At 35.4% G+C, this 24,372-nt stretch carries 22 protein-coding genes, 2 tRNA genes and 1 pseudogene; 18 read left to right on the top strand and 7 right to left on the bottom strand.

The window, feature by feature from the left end; all coding sequences use genetic code 11:
• Nucleotides 1-549: 549 nt before the first annotated feature.
• The 5 genes from ACJTDF_RS02955 to ACJTDF_RS02975 form a co-directional block, all read right to left on the bottom strand.
• The gene (locus ACJTDF_RS02955; RefSeq protein WP_407966072.1) at nt 550-1,260 is read right to left on the bottom strand and encodes an ABC transporter ATP-binding protein; all 711 of its coding nucleotides are present in this window, start codon (nt 1,258-1,260) and stop codon (nt 550-552) included.
• Complete coding sequence (locus tag ACJTDF_RS02960; RefSeq protein ID WP_407966073.1) at nt 1,247-2,029, bottom strand: ABC transporter ATP-binding protein; 783 nt, start codon at nt 2,027-2,029, stop codon at nt 1,247-1,249. Before ACJTDF_RS02960 ends, ACJTDF_RS02955 begins: the two co-directional genes overlap by 14 nt.
• Nucleotides 2,026-3,084, bottom strand: coding sequence for a branched-chain amino acid ABC transporter permease (locus ACJTDF_RS02965; protein ID WP_407966074.1), 1,059 nt, complete (start codon nt 3,082-3,084; stop codon nt 2,026-2,028). Before ACJTDF_RS02965 ends, ACJTDF_RS02960 begins: the two co-directional genes overlap by 4 nt.
• Complete coding sequence (locus tag ACJTDF_RS02970; RefSeq protein WP_407966075.1) at nt 3,084-4,160, bottom strand: branched-chain amino acid ABC transporter permease; 1,077 nt, start codon at nt 4,158-4,160, stop codon at nt 3,084-3,086. Before ACJTDF_RS02970 ends, ACJTDF_RS02965 begins: the two co-directional genes overlap by 1 nt.
• Nucleotides 4,161-4,243: 83 nt before the next feature.
• Nucleotides 4,244-5,413, bottom strand: coding sequence for an ABC transporter substrate-binding protein (locus ACJTDF_RS02975; protein WP_407966076.1), 1,170 nt, complete (start codon nt 5,411-5,413; stop codon nt 4,244-4,246).
• Nucleotides 5,414-5,738: 325 nt separating this feature from the next.
• Between ACJTDF_RS02975 and ACJTDF_RS02980 the strand changes: the two genes are divergently transcribed.
• The 3 genes from ACJTDF_RS02980 (at nt 5,739) to ACJTDF_RS02990 (ending at nt 7,689) form a co-directional block, all read left to right on the top strand.
• Entirely contained in the window at nt 5,739-6,314 is a 576-nt protein-coding gene (locus ACJTDF_RS02980) for a cold-shock protein (RefSeq protein ID WP_407966077.1), read from the top strand.
• A gap of 92 nt (nt 6,315-6,406) precedes the next feature.
• A complete protein-coding gene (locus tag ACJTDF_RS02985) occupies nt 6,407-6,919 on the top strand; it encodes a DUF192 domain-containing protein (protein ID WP_407966208.1) in 513 nt (170 codons plus the stop codon).
• On the top strand, nt 6,916-7,689 hold the full coding sequence (locus ACJTDF_RS02990) for an alpha/beta fold hydrolase (protein WP_407966078.1): 774 nt from the start codon (nt 6,916-6,918) through the stop codon (nt 7,687-7,689). Before ACJTDF_RS02985 ends, ACJTDF_RS02990 begins: the two co-directional genes overlap by 4 nt.
• 207 nt (nt 7,690-7,896) lie before the next feature.
• On the opposite strand, the gene ACJTDF_RS02995 is transcribed toward ACJTDF_RS02990, so the two are convergent.
• Entirely contained in the window at nt 7,897-8,583 is a 687-nt protein-coding gene (locus ACJTDF_RS02995) for an alpha/beta hydrolase (protein ID WP_407966079.1), read from the bottom strand.
• A gap of 169 nt (nt 8,584-8,752) precedes the next feature.
• On the opposite strand from ACJTDF_RS02995, the gene ACJTDF_RS03000 reads away from it, so the two are divergent.
• The 7 genes and pseudogenes from ACJTDF_RS03000 to ACJTDF_RS03030 all read left to right on the top strand — a co-directional run.
• Nucleotides 8,753-9,928, top strand: coding sequence for a cysteine desulfurase family protein (locus ACJTDF_RS03000; protein WP_407966080.1), 1,176 nt, complete (start codon nt 8,753-8,755; stop codon nt 9,926-9,928).
• A 128-nt stretch (nt 9,929-10,056) separates the two neighbouring features.
• Nucleotides 10,057-11,568: a Fe-S cluster assembly protein SufB gene (sufB, locus tag ACJTDF_RS03005; protein WP_407966081.1), complete on the top strand. Its 1,512-nt coding sequence runs from the start codon at nt 10,057-10,059 to the stop codon at nt 11,566-11,568.
• Nucleotides 11,569-11,608: 40 nt separating this feature from the next.
• Nucleotides 11,609-12,364, top strand: a complete 756-nt coding sequence (gene sufC / locus ACJTDF_RS03010) for a Fe-S cluster assembly ATPase SufC (RefSeq protein ID WP_407966082.1) — start codon at nt 11,609-11,611, stop codon at nt 12,362-12,364.
• 11 nt (nt 12,365-12,375) lie between these two features.
• A complete protein-coding gene (gene sufD / locus ACJTDF_RS03015) occupies nt 12,376-13,644 on the top strand; it encodes a Fe-S cluster assembly protein SufD (protein ID WP_407966083.1) in 1,269 nt (422 codons plus the stop codon).
• A gap of 9 nt (nt 13,645-13,653) precedes the next feature.
• A complete protein-coding gene (locus ACJTDF_RS03020; protein ID WP_407966084.1) occupies nt 13,654-14,922 on the top strand; it encodes a cysteine desulfurase in 1,269 nt (422 codons plus the stop codon).
• A complete protein-coding gene (locus ACJTDF_RS03025) occupies nt 14,915-15,316 on the top strand; it encodes an SUF system Fe-S cluster assembly protein (RefSeq protein ID WP_407966085.1) in 402 nt (133 codons plus the stop codon). Before ACJTDF_RS03020 ends, ACJTDF_RS03025 begins: the two co-directional genes overlap by 8 nt.
• A 769-nt stretch (nt 15,317-16,085) precedes the next feature.
• A pseudogene (locus ACJTDF_RS03030) lies at nt 16,086-16,288 on the top strand (lysozyme); the annotation flags it as partial.
• Between the two features lie 258 nt (nt 16,289-16,546).
• On the opposite strand, the gene ACJTDF_RS03035 reads toward ACJTDF_RS03030, so the two are convergent.
• Nucleotides 16,547-16,622 (bottom strand) — tRNA-Val (locus ACJTDF_RS03035).
• Between the two features lie 214 nt (nt 16,623-16,836).
• Here ACJTDF_RS03035 and ACJTDF_RS03040 point away from each other — a divergent pair.
• From ACJTDF_RS03040 to nuoG, 8 genes are all read left to right on the top strand, one after another.
• A tRNA-Asp gene (locus ACJTDF_RS03040) sits at nt 16,837-16,913 on the top strand.
• A 296-nt stretch (nt 16,914-17,209) separates the two neighbouring features.
• On the top strand, nt 17,210-17,575 hold the full coding sequence (locus tag ACJTDF_RS03045; RefSeq protein ID WP_407966086.1) for an NADH-quinone oxidoreductase subunit A: 366 nt from the start codon (nt 17,210-17,212) through the stop codon (nt 17,573-17,575).
• Nucleotides 17,566-18,147 (top strand): NuoB/complex I 20 kDa subunit family protein, encoded by a 582-nt coding sequence (locus ACJTDF_RS03050; RefSeq protein ID WP_407966087.1) that lies wholly within the window; start codon nt 17,566-17,568, stop codon nt 18,145-18,147. The genes ACJTDF_RS03045 and ACJTDF_RS03050 overlap by 10 nt, the downstream gene beginning before the upstream one ends.
• 13 nt (nt 18,148-18,160) lie before the next feature.
• Nucleotides 18,161-18,769 carry an NADH-quinone oxidoreductase subunit C gene (locus tag ACJTDF_RS03055; protein ID WP_407966088.1) on the top strand — a complete coding sequence of 203 codons (609 nt, stop codon included), beginning with the start codon at nt 18,161-18,163 and terminating at the stop codon, nt 18,767-18,769.
• A 156-nt stretch (nt 18,770-18,925) separates the two neighbouring features.
• The gene (locus ACJTDF_RS03060; protein ID WP_407966089.1) at nt 18,926-20,116 is read left to right on the top strand and encodes an NADH-quinone oxidoreductase subunit D; all 1,191 of its coding nucleotides are present in this window, start codon (nt 18,926-18,928) and stop codon (nt 20,114-20,116) included.
• A complete protein-coding gene (gene nuoE, locus ACJTDF_RS03065; protein ID WP_407966090.1) occupies nt 20,116-20,793 on the top strand; it encodes an NADH-quinone oxidoreductase subunit NuoE in 678 nt (225 codons plus the stop codon). The genes ACJTDF_RS03060 and nuoE overlap by 1 nt, the downstream gene beginning before the upstream one ends.
• Before the next feature lie 118 nt (nt 20,794-20,911).
• Complete coding sequence (nuoF, locus tag ACJTDF_RS03070; protein ID WP_407966091.1) at nt 20,912-22,219, top strand: NADH-quinone oxidoreductase subunit NuoF; 1,308 nt, start codon at nt 20,912-20,914, stop codon at nt 22,217-22,219.
• Between the two features lie 64 nt (nt 22,220-22,283).
• A complete protein-coding gene (gene nuoG / locus ACJTDF_RS03075) occupies nt 22,284-24,353 on the top strand; it encodes an NADH-quinone oxidoreductase subunit NuoG (RefSeq protein ID WP_407966092.1) in 2,070 nt (689 codons plus the stop codon).
• The last annotated feature ends 19 nt before the right edge of the window (nt 24,354-24,372 follow it).

The raw sequence follows: 24,372 nt of genomic DNA on the forward strand, positions 1-24,372 counted from the left end.
ATTATCATTACTTATGTACAGAAAGCTTGCCAGATACGATTTTATGGTTAGGTGTTAAGCTTTCTTAATGATAAAGAAAAGTCTTGCTGGTGCAAAGTTGCTGAGCCCTGAAAATATCTTTACAAAAATGCACTCATTCCATAAAAGCTATGATTTTTTATTATATTACAAGATAGGTAAGTATTATCTTATTGTATAATGTATTATATTTTTTCTGCGGCTCAGAATGTATATTTAACAGGGAAAATTATTTTAGCAAAAATTTCTGATAGATTAGCTGTGATATTCAAGATATAGAGTATTTATATTATTTAATTCTATTTTTTATCTATATTAATGCATCTAATCAATATAATTATCACGTCTTAATGATGATAATGAAATTACATTGATTTAAGTAATGCAAAAAATAAATAGAAAGCTAATTCAATACATGAAACTTATTCATTTTGAAAACATATTTCTAATGATTTATGGACAAGAAGTAGCTTTTAATTAATTGCATAATCATTAGAGTTAAATAATAGGGATATAAGTACTGTAATTTTTTTAATTTCCAAGATATGCTTCTTTGACGCGTGGATCGGAAAGCAAAGCTTTTCCTTCATCGTGAAATAATATTTTTCCTACTTCTAAAATATAAGCATAATTAGCAATGGAAAGTGCTGCAGATGCATTTTGTTCAATAAGAAGAACAGTTTTTCCCATATTATTAATTTTTTTAATAATCGAAAAGATTTCACGTACAAGAAGAGGTGCTAAACCAAGAGATGGCTCATCTAATATAACTATATCAGGATTACTCATAAGGGTGCGACCTACAGCTAACATTTGCTGCTCGCCACCTGACATTGTACCGCTCAACTGCTGAGATCTTTCACGCAATCGTGGAAATAAATCAAATATCCATTCGATATTGCGAGCAATAACAGTTTTATCATTACAGATATAAGCTCCTAGTTGAAGATTCTCTAAAACAGTAAAGTGAGGTATAATACGTCTTCCTTCAGGAGTTAATGCAATACCTAATCGCAAAATTTCTTCCGGCTGTTTTTCAATGATGGATTTACCTTTATATATAATTTCTCCATGAATCGATCGATTGAGACCTACAATAGAGTTTATAGTGCTACTTTTTCCTGCCCCATTCGCTCCAATTAGAGTAACTATGCTTCCTTCTTTTATAGACATAGAAAGGCCTTGAACAGCTTTAATCGCACCATAATGGACATGAAGATTTTTTATTTCAAGAATATTCATATATATCTCCACCGAGATAAGCTTTAATAACTCTAGGATTATTGCGCACTTCATTAGGTGTGCCATTAGCGATACAACGGCCATATTCTAATACACAAATATATTGGCAAAGTTTCATAACAATTTTCATGTCATGTTCAATCAGAAGGATTGTAAGATCAAATTCTTTTTTGATTTTTTCTATAAATTGTCTTAATTCATCACTTTCTTGTGGATTCATACCTGCTGCAGGTTCATCAAGAAGAAGCAGTTTTGGTTTTGTTGCTAAAGCTCGAGCAATTTCTAAACGTCGTTGTGCTCCGTAGGGTAGGGTGGTTGCTTTTTGATTAGCGAGATGATCAAGCTGAAGTCTCTTAAGAAGCTCCATTGCATTTTTATGAATTTGTCTTTGCTCTTTAAGTGCGCTTGGTAATAATAACGCTGCAGTAAACCATGGTTGTTTTTGTCGAATATGAGCGCCTACCATGATGTTTTGTAAGACTGTTAATCCTGAAAAAAGACGAATATTCTGAAATGTTCGTGCAATGTGGAGTTTGCAGACAGTATAAGGTGGAAGGCCACAAATTTTTTTATTATCTAAAAGAATTGTTCCATTTGTTGGTGCGTAAAAACCAGAAATCATATTAAAAATAGTTGTTTTTCCAGCACCATTTGGACCAATTAGCCCAGTAATTGTTCCTCGTTTAATAGCCATATTAACGTTGTTTACAGCAATTAATCCACCGAAATGCATTGTAAGATTATTGAGCGAAAGGATCGTATCATTCATGATTTTTTCTCGTTTTTGAAGAGATTTCTTCTCATTAAAAGATTGTAAATCCAATTCCATGAAAATTCACGTTGACCTAATAATCCTTTTTGCCAGTATAAGATAATTGCTAGCAATATAAGTGAAAAAATAACCATTCGTAGACCTGGTACTCCCGGAATGTATATAAAGCCTAGGTTTAATGGATTTTCAACAATGCGAAGCCATTCAAGCATTATTGTAATAATAATGCTGCTTATAACGCTGCCTGTAATAGAACCAAGACCACCAGCCACAACAATCATTAAAATATTAAAAGTTAAGGTAAAATTGAACATTTTGGGGTCGATGGTTGAAATAAGAGCAGCGGTTAATGCACCACCAATGCCTGCAAAAAATGCACCAACCGTAAAGGAAAAACAGCGATAGAAAAAAGTATTTACTCCCATCATTTTCGCAGCGATTTCATCATCACGAATAGCGCGTAACACATTACCTGTATTGCTTTGTAATAAAAGAGTAATAAAAATTATTGTAAATGCTAACCAACCAAAATTCCACCATAATGTAGCATATTGAGGTATTCCTTTGATTCCTAATGAACCATTCGTTAAAGGTATAGCATTGATAATGAGAACACGAATAATTTCTGCAAAGCCCAATGTTGCAATTCCAAGATAATCACCACCAAGGCGTAAAACAGGGAAAGCAATTAGCAAACCTATAATTGCAGCAGACAGACCGCCTATAATAACAGCAACGAAAAACGATAATTGCAAATTTTTTAAGGGTTCAGCTATCGGTTCTAAAATCCACATCATCTCTTTTTGTTCAGGAGAGAGAAGAAAAATTGCGCATACATAAGCACCAATAGCCATAAAACCAGCATGTCCCAAAGAAAACATGCCCGTAAACCCGTAAATCAAATTGAGTGAAATTGCTAATATTGCATTGATGGCGATAAGATTAATAATGCGTAATGTGTAGTCATTAAAATGGTTATCAGCATAAAATAAAAAACTAATAAAAATTATAATGCTAACAAGTGATAGAAAAATGTTTAATGATTTTACCATTAAATTTTCTCCTGATTTTTCTTACCCATTAAACCATTTGGCATTATTAATAAGATAAGAATCAATAGGATAAAAGCAAAAGCATCTCTATATCCAGATAAAGTTGGAGAGAAGGCAACGACCATAATTTCAATAAATCCTAATAGTAGGCCTCCAAGCATTGCTCCTGAAATTGAGCCTATACCTCCAATAACGGCTGCGATGAAAGCTTTTAATCCAGGAAGCAAACCCATATAAGGATGAATTTGAGGATAACGTAAAGACCACATAATGCCTGCTACGGCACCTAATGCAGAGCCTATACAAAATGTAAATGCAATAATCTTATTAACGGAAACACCCATTAAACGAGTTGTTTCAATATCATATGATATTGCACGCATAGCAAGACCAGGCTTTGTTTTATTGATGATCCATAATAAAATAATAATAAGAATAAATGAAATAATAGGAACGATGAGAAACATGGGAGCAATTCGAATGATACTCTTGGCATCTTGTCCGAAAGACCATAAGATTGGTGTTACAAGAAAATCTGGTTGTTTTACAGCTTTTGGAACGCTGCTAAAAAACATGATTGCAAGGTTTTCAATAAGAAAGGAAATGCCAATTGCGCTGATAAGAACCGAAATACGCGGGGCATTACGCAAAGGCTTATAGGCTAACTGGTCAACAAAAATTCCTACTGCGCCCGTAATAAAAATGGAAAAAAGAATGGCTAGAATCCAAATGGGCTTAAAATCTTGTGGAGCAATTTGTGAGTAATAAATAAGCCCTGAAACAAGAATAAAAAAGACAGAAATCCAATAATTTTTTTGTTTGTTTTGAAATCCAATAAAGATCGAATAATAAATGAAGACTGCGAACAATATAAGTAAAATAGCAGTCCATGTAGGCATAAAACTAATTGTGGAAAAGGAAAAAAAATATGCTCCCAACATCAAGAGGTCACCATGAGCAAAATTAATTAACCTTAAAACACCATAAACCATGGTATAACCAATTGCAATGAGCCCATAAAGTGATCCTAATGCTAGCGCATTAAAGAAATATTGAATGAACATTTCAGTGCTCATCTCTTGTTCCTTTTATGTATTAATATGAAATATGATTGTTCTAAATGGTCTAGTCTCGAAATACATTAACCAATTTTGTACTTTTAATTGAGCAACTTATTATTTTGAATTGTTTTTTTTAAGTCAGTAGACTGTATTTCATGTAAATAAATACGTTTTCCATTTTTTATTTCAATTACACCAATAGAAACTTGAGGGTTATGATTTTCATCTATGGATATAGCTCCAAAAGGGGTTTGAAAATCGTTTAATTTGCTCAGTTCAGCTGTAATTTGATCACGATCAGCACTGCCAGCATTTTCAATAGCTTGCATAAACATCATATATGCGGTGTACCCCAAAACTGCATTGATATTTGGTTGTTTATTGGGATAAATGGTTTTCCATTTATTTGTAAATTCTTGTGCAGCTTTTGACATGTTTGGCATAGCTTCATTGTAAGGAAGTGTTGTATGCAAAAATCCTTCTGCAGCTCGTCCTGCAATTGCAATAGTTTCTGGATTGTCCATAGCATCCCCACCCATAATGCGAAATTTTGCTCCTAATTCACGTGCTTGCTTTATAATTATGGCGCCTTCAGAAAAATAAGATGGGATGAATAAGATATCAGGTTTTTGTGCTATGATTTGTATAAGAATAGCTGAGAAATCTTGGTCTCCAGAGTTATAATTTAAATTTGAAATAACTTCACCACCTAACTTTTTGAATGAACTGATAAAATAACGTGCAAGACCAATTGCATAGTCGTTAGATATATCTTTTAAGATAGCCGCTTTTTTGGCATGTAAAGTTTTGATTGCATAAGTCGCAGCACCTATACCTTGATAAGAGTCAGTGAAACATGCACGAAAATAATACTTTTTGCCTTGTGTAACCAATGGATTTGTTGATGAGGTTGCGATAGTAGGTGTTTTTGCTTTTTCAGATACTTCTCCACCCGCTAATGATAGAGAAGAACCATAGGTTCCAATGATTCCATTAACTTTGTCATTAGCGGTTAAACGTGCTACAGCATTGACTGCTTCTACTTTATCAGATTTATTATCAACAACAATCAGTTCAACTTTGCGTCCTAGTATTTCTGGAGTTTTTTTATGTGCTAATTGTATACCCTCAAGTTCGAGTTTTCCTCCAAACGCATTTTGTCCAGTTAATGGAAGATAAACACCAATCTTAATAGGATCTTCCGCAGAGGCGCTTGTTAGAAATGCGCTTATTATAAAAGCTATTGTAAGGATTTTTCTCAATTGCATTGAATACTTTTCCTTATTTTCATTTATAATTTTTTATTATAAATTCCGTACATTATCTTGAACTTTATTATCATGCAAGTTATACGTCTTAATAAAGTTGATCAGTGTGTATGGAGTGTATACAGAAAGTCTTTAAAATTATTATATGCATGATGTGTATAAACTTTCTTGGATGAAATTTATGATTTATGAGCTGGCATTACGAGGTAGATACGACAACATGGGGAAATCTTATCTTAGGTCTTGCTTGTTGGTGTAACTACGATGTCTACTTACGCAGAAGAATCAATTTGTAGAATTCAAACCTACAGGATCGCGTTTGGTTATGACAAGTAAGGATACATTAAAAGATTATTCTTCATCTGAAGATGATCTCGGTATTTGTGGTGAAATTATTGAAATTAGTGGTGTCATTAAATGGTTTGATGGCAGCAAGGGGTATGGGTTTATTATTCCTGATTTTCCAGGTCTTCCTGATATATTATTGCATGTGACAGTGATGCGGCGAGATGGTTTTCAAACAGCTTTAGAAGGAGCTAAAGTTATTTGTGTTGTAAAACAAACGGAGAGAGGACTAAAATGTATCCAAGTTAAGTCTATTGATTGCTCATCAGCTACTCATCCCTCAGAAATTCCAGCACGTACACATGTTGTAGTAACTCCTGAAAGTGGTTTAGAACGTGCAATTGTTAAGTGGTTCAATCGCGAAAAAGGATTTGGTTTCCTTAGCCGGGGGCAGGGAACAGAAGATATTTTCATTCATATGGAGACATTGCGTCGTTTTGGTTTAGCGGAACTTCGTTCTGGTCAGATTGTTCTTGTGCGTTTTGGCAAGGGAAAAAAGGGTTTGATGACAGCAGAAATTTATCCTGATATAGCACTTCCATTTATTACAAATTAAATTTCTAATATTACTAAGGCAAAAAGTGTCGTCTCTGTTTTTTAAGCTGCGTGATTTATCTTTAAAAAAAATAATAATAATGCAGGATAAGAATTTTGAAATTTTTAAAGAAAAAACAAATTATTCTGTTTTTGGTGGCCAATATTTCGAGTACGGTTATAGCAGGAAAGCCTATAGAGATTCCTGTTGATTCAGCTTTTTTAAGAATTAATACAAAACAGAATGCGATTTTTTATGAGGTAGAGATTGCATTTTCGGAAACTCAAGCAAGTGCTGGTTTGATGTATCGTACTCATTTTCCTCGTAATCGTGCTATGTTATTCAAGAATTTTCTTGGTAGTATGCCAGAAGATAAAGAAAAAATGTTTATGTGGATGGCTCATACACCTCTACCCTTAGATATAATTTTTTTAAATTCTAAGGGAGTTATTGTTTCAATTATTGAAAATACTCTTCCATTTTCAAAAAATATAATTTCGTCAAAAGTACCTGCAGCTTTTGCTATTGAGCTTAATGCTGGTGAGGTTATTGATAAAAAGATACAGCAAGGACAATGTGTGATGCATCCTATTATTTATGAGAAATGTGAAAGGAGTAAATCATGACAGCAGAAGAAATTCGTTTTTTTGAACACGATGGTTTGCGTTTTGCTTACCGTGAAGAAGGACAGGGTACTCCTATTTTATTGATTCATGGTTTTGGATCTTCTGCGCATATGAATTGGTATGCAACAGGTTGGTTTCGTACCCTTATTGAGGCAGGCTATCGTGTTATTGCTTTTGATAATCGTGGTCATGGTGATTCGGATAAGATTTATGATCCTTTATTTTATACACCTCAAGCTATGGCGGGTGATGCGGTTAAATTGCTTCAACATTTAGGGTTATCCAAGGCTCATGTGATGGGATATTCTATGGGAGCTCGAATTAGCGCATTTATGGCTCTTTTATATCCGACATATGTACATAGTGTTATTTTTGGTGGTTTAGGAATTGGTATGGTAACGGGGGCAGGTGATTGGGAGCCTGTTGCTCAGGCTCTTTTAGAAAAAGATATTTCAACAATTACCAATCAGCGTGGTTTAATGTTTCGTAAATTTGCAGAACAAACTAAGAGCGATAGACGTGCTCTTGCTGCTTGTATCATGACGTCGAAACAGGAATTGACAGAGGATGAAGTTTGTAAAATTAAGCAGCCTGCACTCGTTGCAGTTGGTTCATTGGATGAAATTAGTGGCGAAGCTGAACCATTAGCAGCTTTGTTGCCACACGGTGAGGCATTACAAATTCCTGGTCGTGATCATATGCTTGCTGTTGGAGATAAAGTTTATAAAAAAGGTGTTATCGATTTTCTTGCTCGTCATCCTATTCCTTAATTATTGTTTAAAGGCGTTCGAGATATTAAAGAAATAATCTATTTGTTATAATTTGTTATGAATACCTTCGATATATTAAAACTATCAAGGATAGGATAACTAATGCCCAAATTTATTATTTCTTCTAAGAATTCCGCTTTTAATTATTTAGATAATAAGTGCTCTTTCTATTTATTAATGTTTCAAAATTAAAGCAGCTTTATTTTATTATTTTAAAAGTGCAGGTTTTTTATGTGAAGGAGGAGTTGATAAGTCATTTGCAATATGTCTATCTAAATATTGTGCACATCGCTCAATAAGCTCTTCATTATGTCCGCTGAAAAAGTGGTTAGCTCCTTTTAGTATTTCTTGTGTAATAGTAATACCCTTTTGCATTTTTAGTTTATCGACAAGATTCTGAACATCTTTTGAAGGTGCAACTTTGTCGATATCACCATGAATTATTAAGCCAGATGAAGGACAAGGAGCAAGAAATGAGAAATCGTAGATATTCGGTTGTGGAGCAACAGATATGAAGCTTTCAATTTCAGGTCTGCGCATGAGAAGTTGCATTCCAATCCAAGCACCAAATGAATAACCAGCTACCCAACAATTTTTAGAATTAGGATGCTGTGTTTGCATCCAATCAAGGGCAGCGGCAGTATCTGAAAGTTCTCCTATACCATAATCAAATTCCCCTTGACTTCGACCAATACCACGAAAATTGAAACGCAGTGTAGTAAAACCACGTTGTTGAAACATATAAAATAAATCATAAACAATTTTGTTGTTCATTGTTCCACCGAATTGAGGGTGAGGATGCAGAACAATCGCAATTGGCGCATTTTTTTGTTGAGAAGGTTGATAACGTCCTTCAAGACGACCTGCGGGACCATTAAAAATGATTTCTGGCATTAAATGCTCCTTAAAAGCTGTGAATGTTTTCATTGACCTTGGTCAAATTTTACAATAGAATCTGTTATTTTCTTTAATTAATCACTAGATATCCTTTTTTGAAGGCGTTTTTCAAGAAAATTGCATTATTTTTTTAATCAATTTGTAGGATAGATAATTAGGATTTAAAATGGCTGTAAAACGCCGATATCTTGATCATAATGCAACGACACCACTCACAAAAATGGCGCGAACGGCATTATTAGAATCCTTAGAGATATTTGGTAATCCATCATCTGTGCATACAGAAGGGCGTGCTGCTAAAGCGCTTTTACAGAAATCCCGTAGACAAATTGCTGATAGACTTAAGGCAAATCCGGATAATGTCGTATTTACATCTGGTGCCAGTGAAGCAGCAATGACTCTATTAACACCTTTTTATCATATGGGACGTTCTGAAGTGCAATTTTCTCACCTTTATATTGGTGCGAGTGAGCATCCATCTATTGCAGAAGGGGGGCGTTTTTCTAAAGAATTGATTAGTATAATTGATGTTGATCAGCATGGTTTGATCCAGCAGGATAAGTTAAAATCTTTATTAATGGCGCATGATAATGCAAAAGGTTTACCCCTTATCGCTATTCAAGCTGCAAATGGTGAAACTGGTGTTATTCAAAATATTCAAGAAATAGCTGCTATTGTTCGGGAAGCTAGAGGTACTCTCATTGTTGATTTAGTCCAGTATGTAGATAAACATCTCATTGATATTAATCATTTCGGGGGTGATTTCTTTATACTATCGGCCCATAAAATTGGAGGCCCTAAAGGAGTTGGTGCATTTGTTTCATGTAGCAATCTTCTTACTCCTCACCCTCTTATTATTGCTGGTGGACAAGAAAAAGGACTACGTGGAGGAACAGAAGCTTTACCACTTATTGCTTCTTTCGGAGCTGCAATGGCTGATTGTTTTACTGAAGAAGAAATAAAACAATTAATTTATTTACGTAATAGATTAGAAGATGGTTTACAAAAAATTAGTCATGATGTTACAATTTTTGGCAAAGGTGTTCAACGTTTGCCAAATACTACTTATTTTACTGTGCAAGATATAAAAGCTGAAACGATGCAAATTAGTTTTGATTTAGCAGGATTTTCTGTATCAGCGGGTTCTGCTTGCTCTTCAGGAAAAGTGAAACAAAGTAGAGTTTTGAAAGCAATGGGATATCATATATTGAATGGTGCAATCCGTGTTTCAACAGGACGTTGTACAACTTCTAAAGATATTGATGATTTTTTATTGATTTTTTCTCAAATTATAGGTAACAAAAATAAAGTTAGTCATTTAAAAATTGAGCGCTATTCTTAAAAGTTAAGATTAAGCTTGATAGAGTTCTCCCATTTTGCCATATAAAACTGCGTGTTTTAATTTTGTGAAGAAATAAGTATTTATCTTTGATTACCGGTTCTTGACGCCGGCAAAAATGGAGAAAGTCAATGCCGGCAGTGCAAGAAACAATACGCCAAGTACGTGAAATAGACGTTGATCAATATAAATATGGTTTTGAAACAAATATTGAAACGGATAAGGCTCCAAAAGGCTTAAATGAAGATATTATTCGATTCATTTCCGCTAAAAAATGTGAACCTGAGTGGATGTTGACATGGCGCTTACAAGCTTTTCGCCGGTGGTCTAAAATGGAAGAACCACGTTGGGCACGAATTGAACATCCAAAAATCAATTTTCAAGAACTTTATTATTATGCTGCTCCTAAAAATCATACAGGGCCAAAATCTTTAAATGAAGTTGACCCTGAATTATTAGCAACTTATGAAAAGCTTGGTATTCCCTTAAAAGAGCAAGAAATTTTGGCAGGAGTAACAAAACAGGAGAATCTTTCTGCACTCGATGATAATATGTATGCATCAGGAAAAGTGGCTGTTGATGCTGTCTTCGATTCTGTTTCAGTTGTGACAACATTTAAAGAAGAATTAGCACGCGCTGGTATCATTTTCTGTTCTATTTCAGAAGCTATTATCGAGCATCCTGCTTTTATTCGGGAATATTTAGGGGCAGTTGTGCCAGCTGGTGATAATTATTATGCTGCCTTAAATGCAGCTGTTTTTACAGATGGTTCATTTGTTTATATTCCTAAAGGAGTGCGTTGTCCTATGGAACTTTCAACCTATTTCAGGATTAACGAACGCAATACAGGACAATTTGAGCGCACACTAATTATTGCAGATGAAGATTCGTATGTTTCTTATTTGGAAGGGTGTACTGCGCCTCAGCGTGACGAAAATCAATTACATGCTGCGGTTGTCGAGCTTATTTCTCTAAAAAATGCAGAAATTAAATATTCGACGGTACAAAATTGGTATCCTGGAGATAAAAAGGGAAAGGGAGGAATTTATAATTTTGTAACTAAACGTGGGGATTGTAGAGGAGATAATTCTAAAATTTCATGGACTCAAATTGAGACTGGTTCTGCGATTACTTGGAAATATCCATCTTGTTTATTACGAGGTAATAATTCACGTGGGGAATTTTATTCTATTGCTGTTGCAAATGGTTATCAACAAATTGATTCCGGTACAAAAATGATCCATTTAGGAGAAAATACATCAAGTCGTATTATTTCCAAGGGAATTTCTGCTGGTTTTTCAAGTAATACTTATCGTGGACAAGTGACTGCACACAGAAAAGCGAAGAATGCACGTAATTTTACTCAATGTGACAGTTTGCTGATTGGCAGTGATTGCGGTGCTCACACAGTACCCTATATTGAGGCAAAAAATGCGACAGCTCAGTTTGAACATGAGGCAACAACGTCAAAGATCTCTGATGATCAACTTTTTTATGTTATGCAACGAGGGATTTCTGAAGAAGAGGCAATTGCATTAATCATTAATGGATTCGTAAAAGAAGTTATTCAAAAATTACCAATGGAATTTGCTGTTGAAGCTCAGAAACTGATCGGTATTAGCCTTGAAGGTAGTGTAGGCTAATTGCTTATTTAAGCAAATACAGCAATAACAGGATTGAATTATGTTAGAAATCAAAAATTTGCACGCCCGTATTTCTGAAACTAATACTGAAATCATTTGTGGTTTAAATTTAACCATTCAAGATGGTGAAGTAGCTGCTATTATGGGGCAAAATGGAGCAGGAAAATCTACTTTGTCTTACTTACTTTCTGGGCGTGATGATTATGAAGTAACAGAAGGCGATATTCTTTATAATGGGCAATCCATTTTAAAAATGAGTCCAACGGAGCGTGCAGTACGTGGTATTTTTTTAGCATTTCAATATCCAATGGAAATACCTGGTGTTGCAACAATGGAATTTTTAAAAGTTGCAATGAATTCTCAACGCAAAGCTCGAGGTGAGAAAGAACTTAAAATTTCTGAATTTATTCAACGTATTAAAGATATTTCTTCTGAACTTGAAATAGATATGGCTATGCTTAAACGTTCATTGAATGTTGGTTTTTCAGGTGGGGAAAAAAAGCGTGCTGAAATTCTTCAAATGGCTCTACTTGAGCCTAAGCTTTGCATTTTAGATGAAACAGATTCTGGCTTAGATATTGATGCATTAAAAATTGTTGCAGATGGTGTTAATAAACTTCGTAGTCCGGAACGTTCATTTTTAGTTATTACTCATTATCAACGTTTACTTGATTATATTACTCCTGACACAGTACATGTTCTTCATAAAGGTCATATTATTAAGAGTGGAGATAAATCTTTAGCACTATATTTGGAACAAAATGGGTATGCTGATATTATAAATAAAACTGCTTGAGGTTATTAAATATGAGAACAAACTCACAATCAGAATTAATAGCAGTTGAAGCAGATATTATTAATAATTTTGATCAACGCATTGATGATTTGCCTGGTAATGAAACAATGCAAGCTGTACGTAAGAAAGCTATTGAGCTATTTCAAAAAACACGTCTTCCTTCACGCAAAATGGAGTATTGGCATTATACTAATTTACGTGTTTTATTAAAATCTGTAAGTAATTTTTCAGAACTTATTGACGAACAGCAGATTAATGCATTACTTCCGGAAAATATTGTTTTTTCTATTAAAAATGGTAAAGCGCTTACGTCAAATAAAATAGCAGGTGTTGAAGTAGAGCATCTTGCAACGGCGTTGGATAAAAATAGCACTAAAATAAATTTAACTGTTGCTGATGAAAATTTTATTGGGCAATTAAATACAGCCTTCGTTACCGATGGTTGGATTTTCCAGATTGCTGACAATATTAGATTGGATATACCAATTGAATTACAAAATATTCAAATGGGAGGGCAGTCACATACTTTTTCAAGCATCAAAGTTGGAAAAAATAGTCAAGCTGTCATTATTGAACGTCAAATCGGCAATGATAAAGATACTTTTGTTAGTTCAGTATTTTCATTAAATCTTGCTGCTAATAGCAATGTAACATGGATTCTTATCTGTGATAGGGGATTCAATACTACACAATTTGGCCAATTTCGTGCTGTGCTTGCTGAAAATGCTGAATTAACACTTTATGTGATTAATATAAGTGGCCAACTTAATCGTCAAGAAATTGATATTGAGTTGTTGGGAAAAAAGTCTAATTTTCAATTGCGAGCAATAAATTTATTGTCTGAAAAAACGCATAATGATCTTACAATGACTGTTCGTCATATTGAAGAAAAATCAGTTTCAAGAGAAATTGTACGTAATGTTGTTACAGATAAGGCGCATGGTGTTTTTCAAGGAGTAATACGTGTAGCAAAAAAAGCACAAGAAACAGACGCTCGTATGGCCTGCAATAGCCTTATTCTTTCTGATGATGCAGAATTTGATGTAAAACCTGAACTAGAAATTTTTGCTGATAATGTTACTTGCGCTCACGGTGCAACAGTTGCTAAACTTAATCATGATCATCTTTTTTATCTAATGGCGCGTGGTATCTCTTTTAAAACTGCCTGTGAACTTTTGGTAAAAGGATTTATCTCAGAATTAATTGATGACATCAAGCAAGATAATATTCACGCTATTTTGAGTAATATCATTAGTAAATGGTTAGAAAAGAACGTTTAAGGTAGAAAAATGGAAAATAACATAAAAACATTGAATTATAATGTAGAAAAAACATTAAATTATAATGTAGAAGAAATTCGGTGTGATTTTCCTATTTTGCAGAGTAATATTTACGGTAAGCGGTTAGCTTATCTTGATAGTGCAGCTTCTGCTCAAAAGCCACTATCAGTTCTTAATGTTATGGATAATTTTTATCGATATCATTATGCTAACGTACATCGAGGAATGCATTATTTATCAAATACAGCAACACAATTTTATGAAGATGCTCGTGAAACAGTTCGTGCATTTTTAAACGCTCAAATAGTTGAAGAAATTATCTTTACGAAAAGTGCAACAGAAGCTATTAACACTATAGCTTATGGTTGGGGGATGTCTAAATTAAATGAAGGTGATGAAATTATTCTCACTATTATGGAGCATCATTCAAATATTATTCCTTGGCATTTTATTCGTGAACAAAAAGGTGTAAAACTTGTTTTTGTGCCAGTTGATGAGGATGGTGTTTTACATATTGAAGATTTTCAAAACGCTTTAAGTAATAGAACTCGTCTTGTTGCTATTACACATATGTCAAATATATTGGGGAGTGTGTCTCCTATCAGAGAAATAGTTAAATTAGCACATCAAAATGCTATTCCTGTTCTTGTTGATGGTTCTCAAGGAGCTGTACATTTAACAATTGATATGCAAGATCTTGATTGTGATTGGTATGTTTTCACTGGTCATAAGATTTATGGTCCTACAGGCATTGGTGTTCTTTATGGAAAAAAATATCGCCTAGAGGAAATGCGTCCTTTTCAGGGGGGAGGGCAAATGATTGAAGAAGTGACACTTGATAAGGTTTCTTATAATGTTCCTCCATACCGTTTTGAAGCTGGTACTCCTCCTATAGTTGAAGCTATTGGGTTAGCAGCAGCTATCGATTATATACAAGAAAAGGATAGAGATGCAATTTATACGCATGAAATGGCACTTTTAAATTATGCTCATGAAAGACTTGAAGCAGTTCAGTCATTAAATATCTACGGACGCGCCTTTAACAAAGGTACTATTATATCTTTTGAACTTGAAGGTATTCATGCACATGATGTTGCTATGTTTGTTGATCGACAAGGAGTTGCTATACGTGCGGGAACACATTGTGCACAGCCTTTATTACAACATCTTGGTTTAACATCTATCTGTCGTGCATCATTAGCAATGTATAGTAATCGTGAAGATATTGATCAATTGGTTGAAGCGTTAGAAAAAGCAAGGATATTTTTTAATGGTTAGGTTAATTGACAAGTGCCATTCGGCTAAGCCTGTTAGTACAGAGAGTGAAAAGGAAGAGTCTTGTTTATTAGCAATCCCAGAATCTGAAATTAATCGTTTGACGAGCGATATTATTGCTGCTCTTAAAACAGTCTACGATCCAGAAATACCTGCTGATATTTATGAATTAGGATTGATTTATCGGATTGATATTGAAGATGATCGTTCGGTAAAAATTGAAATGACACTTACAGCTCCTGGGTGTCCTGTTGCAGGTGAGATGCCAGGTTGGGTGGAAAATGCTGTAAGTGCAGTTGAAGGCGTTTTAAGTGTTGAAGTAATTATGACATTTGATCCTCCGTGGACGCCTGAATGTATGTCAGAAGAAGCACAGATTGCTGTTGGATGGTACTAAAAGAAATAAAATGATAATAAAATCAATATTTTATTACATTTTTTTGTCCTATACATTACTTTTGAGCTTTTTTATCATTTTGATGGCTAACTTTTGCGATCAGCATTCTTTGTATAAAGAGCTGCCATGGTATCATCTGTCCAGCTAAAAATTACTTTGAATTATGATACTATCGCATCTGAGTGTGCAAATTTTGCTGTCGCTAATTTTCTTAAACTATAAGCTTATTTTAATATCAGTAACAATAACAGCAATGGAAACTGTCATTGTAATGGAAAGAGCAAACCGATTAAAATTTTTATGACAGAAAACGCCGATATTCCTTGGCCAGAAGGTGTCACTGATGAGACAGAGCTTGAGGCATGAGCTTGGGATGATGGCATTGACGGCAAAAGTAGTTTTGGTGCTGGTTGTGCACACTTAAGAACAAAGAAAAAAGTTTTTTGGAAAGAGTTTGGTCAGTATTGGAAAAGTTCAAAAAGCTCATAGTGACCTTACAGGCAGCACCACAAAAGTTATTCAATCTATTATGAGTGGAGGCTCAAATAAACTTTATCAAAAAGGTTTGTGTAAGGATGATAATATAAAGAAAACGGTCGTCAAGTCGGTAATAGTGGCCTTAGCATGTGGAGTGGTCGTACTGTTAAAGGTAATGATAGTGTTTATGGTGGTGATTATTTTCTTGGAAAAGATATAACATCTTCATCAAATAAAATGGTAGGGATGGCGCCGTATTAATCAAGGTTTAGCTATAAAATGGAATTAAACGATGGCACGAAAAATCACTGAAAATTGTCTTAACTATTTAAAGAAGTGGGCAGCTTTACAGCTTCATGCTTATCAAGATGCTTCCGGCGTTTGGACCATAGGATATGGTCATACAGAAAAGCCGGTAAGCCGATGATTGTTGAAGGCATGGTTATTACAAAAAAAGCGCAAATTATGCTTGTAGCCGATTTGCGTCAATATGAGTAGGTGGTAGAGCAAGTGGTTTGTGTAGACTGAAGTGATGAATAGTTTGCTACTCTTTATTATAATTATAGGGACAACGACTTTTTCAAACCTCTACATTGCTTAATAAAGGCACTATAAATCTATTTGAAAATAAGTTTTGATTTTTAACGCGTACAAAAGAGAGTGTAAATTCTATTCCCTAACCTTTATTTCACTATTCTGTATCTTTGAAAAGAATCAATGAAATCAGTATGTTATATTTACAGTAAAAACATCTGGTGGGCGATGAGAGACTCGAACTCCCGACATCCTCGGTGTAAACGAGGCGCTCTACCAGCTGAGCTAATCGCCCAATGTAATAGTTTACAATTGGATAAGCACCCTATTAAGGAAAAAAAAAATTAAAGGCAAGAATAAAAAATATTATTTATTAATGTTTTTCTGGAATTAGGTGAGTTTTTATTGTTTATTTAATTTTTTTTAAAAAATGTTTCATTTTTCTTGACAGAAACGAATGAACGTCCTACACGACCGTTGATACCATATTAATTGGTTCAAAGAAGTGCGCGGGTGTAGCTCAGTTGGTTAGAGTGCTGGCCTGTCACGCCGGAGGTCGCGGGTTCGAGCCCCGTCACTCGCGCCATTTCGATTTCCTGATTTATTTAGCTTGTGCTTTTCTCTTTGTGGATGATAATAATTATAGCGCATTCTGTAGAATTTTTAGCTGATATTTAGTTTTTTCTTTTTTCATATAGTTTTATGAGAATAAGGGCTTGCGTCTTTCTTTTCTTTGCAATACCTATAACAAAGAGATTAGATACTGCGCGGTATGCTCTTTAAGCTGTACGAGCGAAATTAGCGTGATGATTATTGTATTTTTATCTAGACAACATTGGATGATTAGGCTAATTCAAAACCTCACTAAAGCGGAAAAGAATTATGATTCATTTATTGAGCTCTTATTTACCGGTATTGATTTTCATTACTGTTTCAGTAATTATTGCTGGAGTTCTTTTAATCATACCTTATATGGTGGCTTATCGTGCTCCTGATCCTGAGAAATTATCGGCTTATGAATGTGGATTTAACTCATTTGATGATGCTCGAATGAAGTTTGATGTTCGATTTTATCTAGTTTCAATTTTATTCATTATTTTCGATCTTGAGGTTGCTTTTCTTTTTCCTTGGGCTGTTTCATTTGCCTCAATAGGTATATTTGGTTTTTGGTCGATGATTGTGTTCTTAGCGATCTTGACGATTGGTTTTATATATGAATGGAAAAAAGGGGCTCTTGAATGGAATTAAGATTTAATAATTCAACGGTTGTTGCTCCAAAATCAAAAGGAATCATTGATCCAAATACAGGTAAGTTGGTAGATTCTAATGATAAGTTTTTCAGTGATATTAATACTGAATTAGGAGATAAGGGGTTTTTAGTAACTTCAGCAGATGCTTTAATCACTTGGGCACGCACCGGCTCATTGATGTGGATGAGTTTTGGTCTGGCTTGTTGTGCGGTTGAGATGATGCAATGCTCAATGCCTCATTATGATAATGAGCGTTTTGGTTATGCGCCACGCGCTTCACCGCGTCAATCAGATGTGATGGTAGTTGCTGGTACTTTAACAAATAAAATGGCACCTGCTTTACGTAAAGTTTACGATCAGATGCCTGAGCCGCGTTATGTGATTTCTATGGGATCCTGCGCGAATGGTGGGGGGTATTATCATTATTCTTATTCGGTTGTGCGTGGATGTGATCGTATTGTTCCAGTGGATATTTATATTCCAGGATGTCCTCCTACAGCAGAGGCACTGTTATATGGTATCTTATTATTGCAGAAAAAAATCCGTCGGACTGGGTCTATAGAGCGATAGGGGCTTTATAATAATGAGTGAAACATTAATTGAGCTTTCTAACTATTTGAAAGATAAATTGGGAGATAAGATAGAAGAAAGTATCTTTGCATTTGGTGAATTGACAATTGTGTCACGTCTTGATGCAATTACTGATGTTTTAATGTTTGTTCGCGATGATTCTCGTTGTCAATTTATTAGTATTATCGATATCAGCGGTGTAGATTATCCTTCTCGTGAAAAACGTTTTGATGTGTCTTATCAGTTATTATCTCCACGATATAATTTACGTTTACGTATTAAAGTGCGTACTGATGAGAATGTAGCTGTTGCTTCTGCTTGTTCGATTTATCCTGGAGCAGAATGGTATGAGCGTGAAGCTTATGATATGTATGGTATTTTATTTTCAGGACATCCGGATTTGCGACGTATTTTAACAGATTATGGCTTTGAAGGGCATCCTTTGCGCAAAGATTTTCCTGTAACAGGATTTGTTGAATGTCGTTATGATAATGAAACCAAACGAGTTATTTATGAGCCTATTATTTTACGGCAAGAAATGCGTAATTTTGACTTTCTTTCACCTTGGGAAGGTAATGAGCATATTTCGTCATGTGTTAAAGAACAAAGTATTGAAAAATAATTGAGCATTTTCAGTAGGGGTGATGTATAAGAAAGTTATCATTGCATATAAGTTATTTATACACAGTGAATAGTTATTTTGTGTTGTGCATTATAATAACAAATATTTATTGGTATTCAGTTTTTAGGATGTATTGAAAGAAGTAAGGGGTTGATAGTGCCTGAGGTTAATGTCCGAAATTTTAATATTAATTTTGGTCCACAGCATCCTGCTGCGCATGGTGTTTTGCGTATGGTTTTAGAATTGGATGGTGAAGTTGTTGAGCGTGTGGATCCACATATTGGATTATTGCACCGCGGTACAGAAAAATTAATGGAAACAAAAACTTACCTTCAGGCAGGACCTTATCTTGATCGTTTAGATTATGTTGCTCCTATGAATCAAGAACATGCTTTTGTGCTTGCTATTGAAAAATTATTGGATATTGAGGTTCCTAAGCGAGGGCAATTGATTCGCGTTCTATTTTCTGAAATTGGACGTATTCTTAATCATTTGCTTAATGTAACGACACAGGCAATGGATGTTGGTGCTTTAACACCGCCACTTTGGGGGTTTGAACAGCGTGAAAAATTGATGATTTTTTATGAGCGTGCATGTGGCGCACGTCTTCATGCCAATTATTTTCGTCCTGGTGGTGTGCATCAAGATTTACCAGAAAATTTAATTGAAGATATTGGTAATTTTATTGATCCATTTCTTATTGCTCTTGATAAACTAGATACGCTTATAACGCCCAATCGAATTTTTAAACAGCGGAATGTAGATATTGGTGTGGTGAATATTAATGAAGCTTGGGCTCGTGGTTTTTCTGGGGTAATGATTCGTGGAGCTGGTGTAGCATGGGATTTGCGTAAAAGCCAACCTTATGAATGTTATGATGAAATGGAATTTGATATTCCTGTAGGTAAAAATAGTGATTGTTATGATCGTTATCTCATTCGTATGGAAGAAATGAGGCAATCAACAAAAATTATGCGGCAATGTGTGAACCGTTTACTTTCTTCTGAAAAAAATGGACCAGTATCAAGCTTAGATCGTAAAATTGTGCCGCCAAAACGCAGTGAGATGAAAAATTCGATGGAAGCGCTTATTCATCATTTTAAGCTTTATACAGAAGGTTTTCATACTCCTCCTGGTGAAGTTTATGTCGCTGTAGAAGCACCAAAAGGTGAGTTTGGTGTTTATCTAGTTTCTGATGGAACAAACAAACCTTATCGTGTTAAATTACGTGCTCCTGGTTTTGCTCATCTTCAAGCTATGGATTTTCTGACTCGAGGCCATATGCTGGCAGATGCAACAGCTATTTTGGGCTCGATTGATATTGTTTTTGGGGAGGTTGATCGTTAATGTCTGTACGTCGTCTTGCCGATGATATCCATCAGCCAGTGAAATTTTCTTTCACGAAAGAGAATCAAGTATGGGTGCAACATACCATAAAGAAATATCCTGTAGGGCGTGAACAATCTGCTGTTATCCCCTTATTGATGCGTGCTCAAGAACAGGAAGGTTGGGTAACCCGTGCTGCAATTGAACATATTGCTGAAATACTTTCTATGGCTTATATTCGTGTTTTAGAGGTCGCGACTTTTTACACTCAATTTCAACTAAAACCAGTTGGAACAAAGGCGCATATTCAGGTTTGTGGTACGACTCCTTGTATGCTACGTGGTTCTGAAGAATTGATCAAAGTTTGTCAAAAAAAAATTCATTATAAGCCTTTCGTTACTAATCAAAATGGCACATTGTCATGGGAAGAAGTTGAGTGTCTTGGTGCCTGTGTTAACGCTCCAATGGTTATGATTTTCAAAGATACTTATGAAGATCTTACAGCTGAGCGTCTTGAAGAAATTATCGATGCATTTGAGGCAGGTAAAGGTTCTAATATAGCTGTAGGACCACAAAATAATCGTAAATCATCAGAACCTATTAGTGGTTTAACTTCTTTAGTTGATGGGAATAAAAATAAAATGAAATCATTTAAATCTTCAAAGAAAAAGAGAAATGAAGGCATAGAAGTTGAATAAATATTTCTTTGAATTGAATAAAACATCTAAATATACAATAGAATTTTTGGAAAAATATTAAAAAATTGAATTAGGAAAATGCTAAAAATGCATTCAGTTGTAGAAAAAAAGGTGGGGTATGCTGGCTGATAAGGATCGCATTTTCACCAATATTTATGGTTTGAAAGATAAATCATTGAAAGCTGCGGTATTGCGTGGACATTGGGATGGTACCAAAGCGATTATTGAAAAAGGCCGTGATTGGATTATTGATGAAATGAAAGCCTCAGGCTTACGTGGTCGTGGTGGTGCTGGTTTTCCTACTGGTATGAAGTGGTCATTTATGCCAAGACAAAGTGATGGTCGGCCTCATTATTTGGTCGTGAATGCAGATGAGTCGGAGCCAGGAACATGTAAAGATCGTGATATTTTAAGACACGATCCCCATACTTTAATTGAAGGATGTGTTATTGCTACTTTTGCAATGGGAGCAAATGTTGCTTTTATTTATGTCCGTGGTGAATATATTCGTGAGCGTGAAGCGCTTCAGGCTGCAATTGATGAGTGTTATGAAGCGGGATTACTCGGCAAAAAGACTAAGTATGGTCATGTTTGTGATATTATTGTTCATCATGGTGCTGGAGCTTACATTTGCGGTGAAGAGACAGCCCTTCTTGAAAGTCTTGAGGGGAAAAAAGGCCAGCCTCGATTAAAACCTCCATTTCCTGCAAATATGGGAGTTTATGGTTGTCCAACAACTGTTAACAATGTAGAATCTATTGCAGTTGTTCCTACGATTTTACGTCGAGGTGCTTCGTGGTTTTCATCGATTGGTCGGCCAAACAATGTTGGAACAAAATTGTTTATGATTTCTGGACATGTTAATGCGCCTTGTACATTCGAAGAAGCTCTAGGTGTTTCTTTTCGTGAATTGATTGAAAAACACACAGGTGGTATTCGCGGTGGATGGAATAATCTTTTAGCGGTTATTCCAGGGGGTGCTTCTTGTCCGATTGTGCGTGGAGAAGATATGATAAATGCCATTATGGATTTCGATGGGATGCGGGATGTTGGCTCTTCTTTTGGGACAGGTGGTGCGATTGTCATGGACAAATCAACTGATATCATTAAGGCAATTTGGCGTATAGCGGCTTTTTTTAAACATGAAAGCTGTGGTCAATGTACACCATGTCGTGAAGGAACTGGGTGGATGATGCGTCTTTTGGGGCGTATGGTTGAAGGAAGAGCGCAAAAACGCGAAATTGATCTTCTATTTGAGGTTTCTAAACAGGTTGAAGGGCATACTATTTGTGCACTTGGAGATGCTGCAGCATGGCCTATACAAGGTTTAATCCGTAATTTTCGTTCAGAGATTGAACAAAGAATTGATAATTATACGCGGAGTGCAGTTCAAAGCAAAAATATTACTTTGGAAACAATAAAATAAAGAGTTTTGTTTTTAAAAATAATGAAATACAAATTAAGTAGGTTATTCGCGGGCTGGATTGGTGATGATAAGTATTAAAGTTGATGGTAAAGAAATTGAAGTTCCCGACCACTACACATTGCTTCAAGCTGCTGAGGCTGCGGGTGCTGAGGTGCCACGTTTTTGTTTTCACGAAGCTTTATCAATTGCTGGGAATTGTCGTATGTGTTTGGTTGAGGTCAAAGGTGGACCTCCAAAACCACAGGCTTCTTGTGCTATGGGAGTTCGTGATTTACGATTAGGACCGAACGGTGAGATGCCTGAAATATTTATCAATACGGAAATGGTCAAAAAAGCCCGTGAAGGCGTTATGGAATTTCTCCTCATTAACCATCCGTTAGATTGTCCTGTATGTGATCAAGGTGGTGAATGTGATCTTCAAGATCAAGCAATTTTTTATGGGCGTGATTGTTCTCGCTATACAGAAGATAAACGTGCTGTTGAAGATAAGTATATTGGACCTCTTGTAAAAACTGTTATGACACGATGTATTCATTGTACACGTTGTGTTCGTTTTACAACAGAGGTTGCAGGTGTTTCAGATCTTGGTTTAATTGGCCGTGGTGAAGATGCTGAAATTACGACATATCTTGAAAGAGCTATGACATCTGAATTGCAGGGCAATGTTATTGATCTTTGTCCAGTAGGCGCTTTAACTTCAAAGCCTTATGCATTTTCTGCGCGTCCATGGGAATTGATTAAAACAGAGTCGATTGATGTGATGGATGCTCTTGGTAGTGCTATTCGCATTGACAGCCGAGGGCGTGAAGTTATGCGAATTGTGCCACGCATTAATAAAGATATAAATGAGGAATGGATTTCAGATAAAACACGTTTTATTTGGGATGGATTGCGCACTCAAAGACTTGATAAACCGTATGTTCGAAAAGATGGCAAACTTCAGCCTGTAAGTTGGTCGGAGGCTTTTGAAAAAATTAAAATGGTTATATCTGAAACTTCAGCAAAAAAAATTGGAGCAATTGCTGGAGATCTTGTGTCTATTGAAGAAATGTATGCACTTAAATTATTATTGCTTTCATTGGGTTCAAAGGCTTTTGACTGTCGCCAAAGGGGTATGGTTTTATCACCTGAACTAGGGCGTTCGAGTTATATTTTTAATCCTACTATCGCAGGCATCGAACGTGCTGATGCATTGTTAATTGTAGGATCGAATCCACGTGTTGAGGCTGCTGTTTTAAATGCACGTATTTTAAAACGTCAACGAGTAGGAAGAATTCCAATTGCGTTAATCGGAGAGCAGGTCGATTTGCGTTATCCATATTCTTATCTTGGTGCTGGTACTGATGCATTAGATACACTTATTAGTGGAGAGAATGTATTTTTTGATGTACTAAAAAAAGCTGAGAGGCCCCTTATTCTTATTGGAGAGGGTGCCATTTCAGGTAAGGAAGGTTTATCTGTTTTAAAGAATCTTGCAAAACTAGCGGATATCGTTGGAGCTCTTAGTGAAGAATGGAATGGATTTGGCATTCTTCATAATGCTGCATCGATTGTTGGAGGACTAGATATTGGTTTTACCTATAAATTGGGAGTTAAAAATATTGTTAAAACTTGTGAGGTTCTATTTTTGCTTAGCGCTGATGAAGTAGAATTAACCAATAACAAAGCCTTTATAATTTATATTGGTAGCCACGGTGATAATGGTGCGCATGCTGCTGATGTGATTTTACCGGCATCTGCTTATACTGAGAAATCAGGGCTTTATGTTAATACAGAAGGTCGTGTTCAGATGACAAATCGAGCTGGTTTTGCTCCAGGTGAAGCAAAGGAGGATTGGGCTATTTTACGTGCTTTATCTGATGTTTTAAATAAAAAGCTTCCGTTTGATTCATTATCTCAATTGAGACAAAATTTATTTAATGATTTTCCACATCTTTGTGCCATTGATAATATAGCGCCTTCATGTATAAATGATCTTAAGGCTTTGAGTTCACAAATAATTGTTCTGAATCCACAAAAATTTACTTCTATGATTAAAGACTTTTATTTAACAAATCCAATAGCGCGTGCTTCTGCAGTTATGGCAGAATGTTCATCTCTTGCGAAAAGTCACACTGCAGAAGCTATGAAGTAAGGACAAAGGGGAAAAGGAA

Origin of the sequence: Bartonella bennetti, assembly GCF_045945445.1 — a bacterium.
GTDB lineage: Bacteria > Pseudomonadota > Alphaproteobacteria > Rhizobiales > Rhizobiaceae > Bartonella.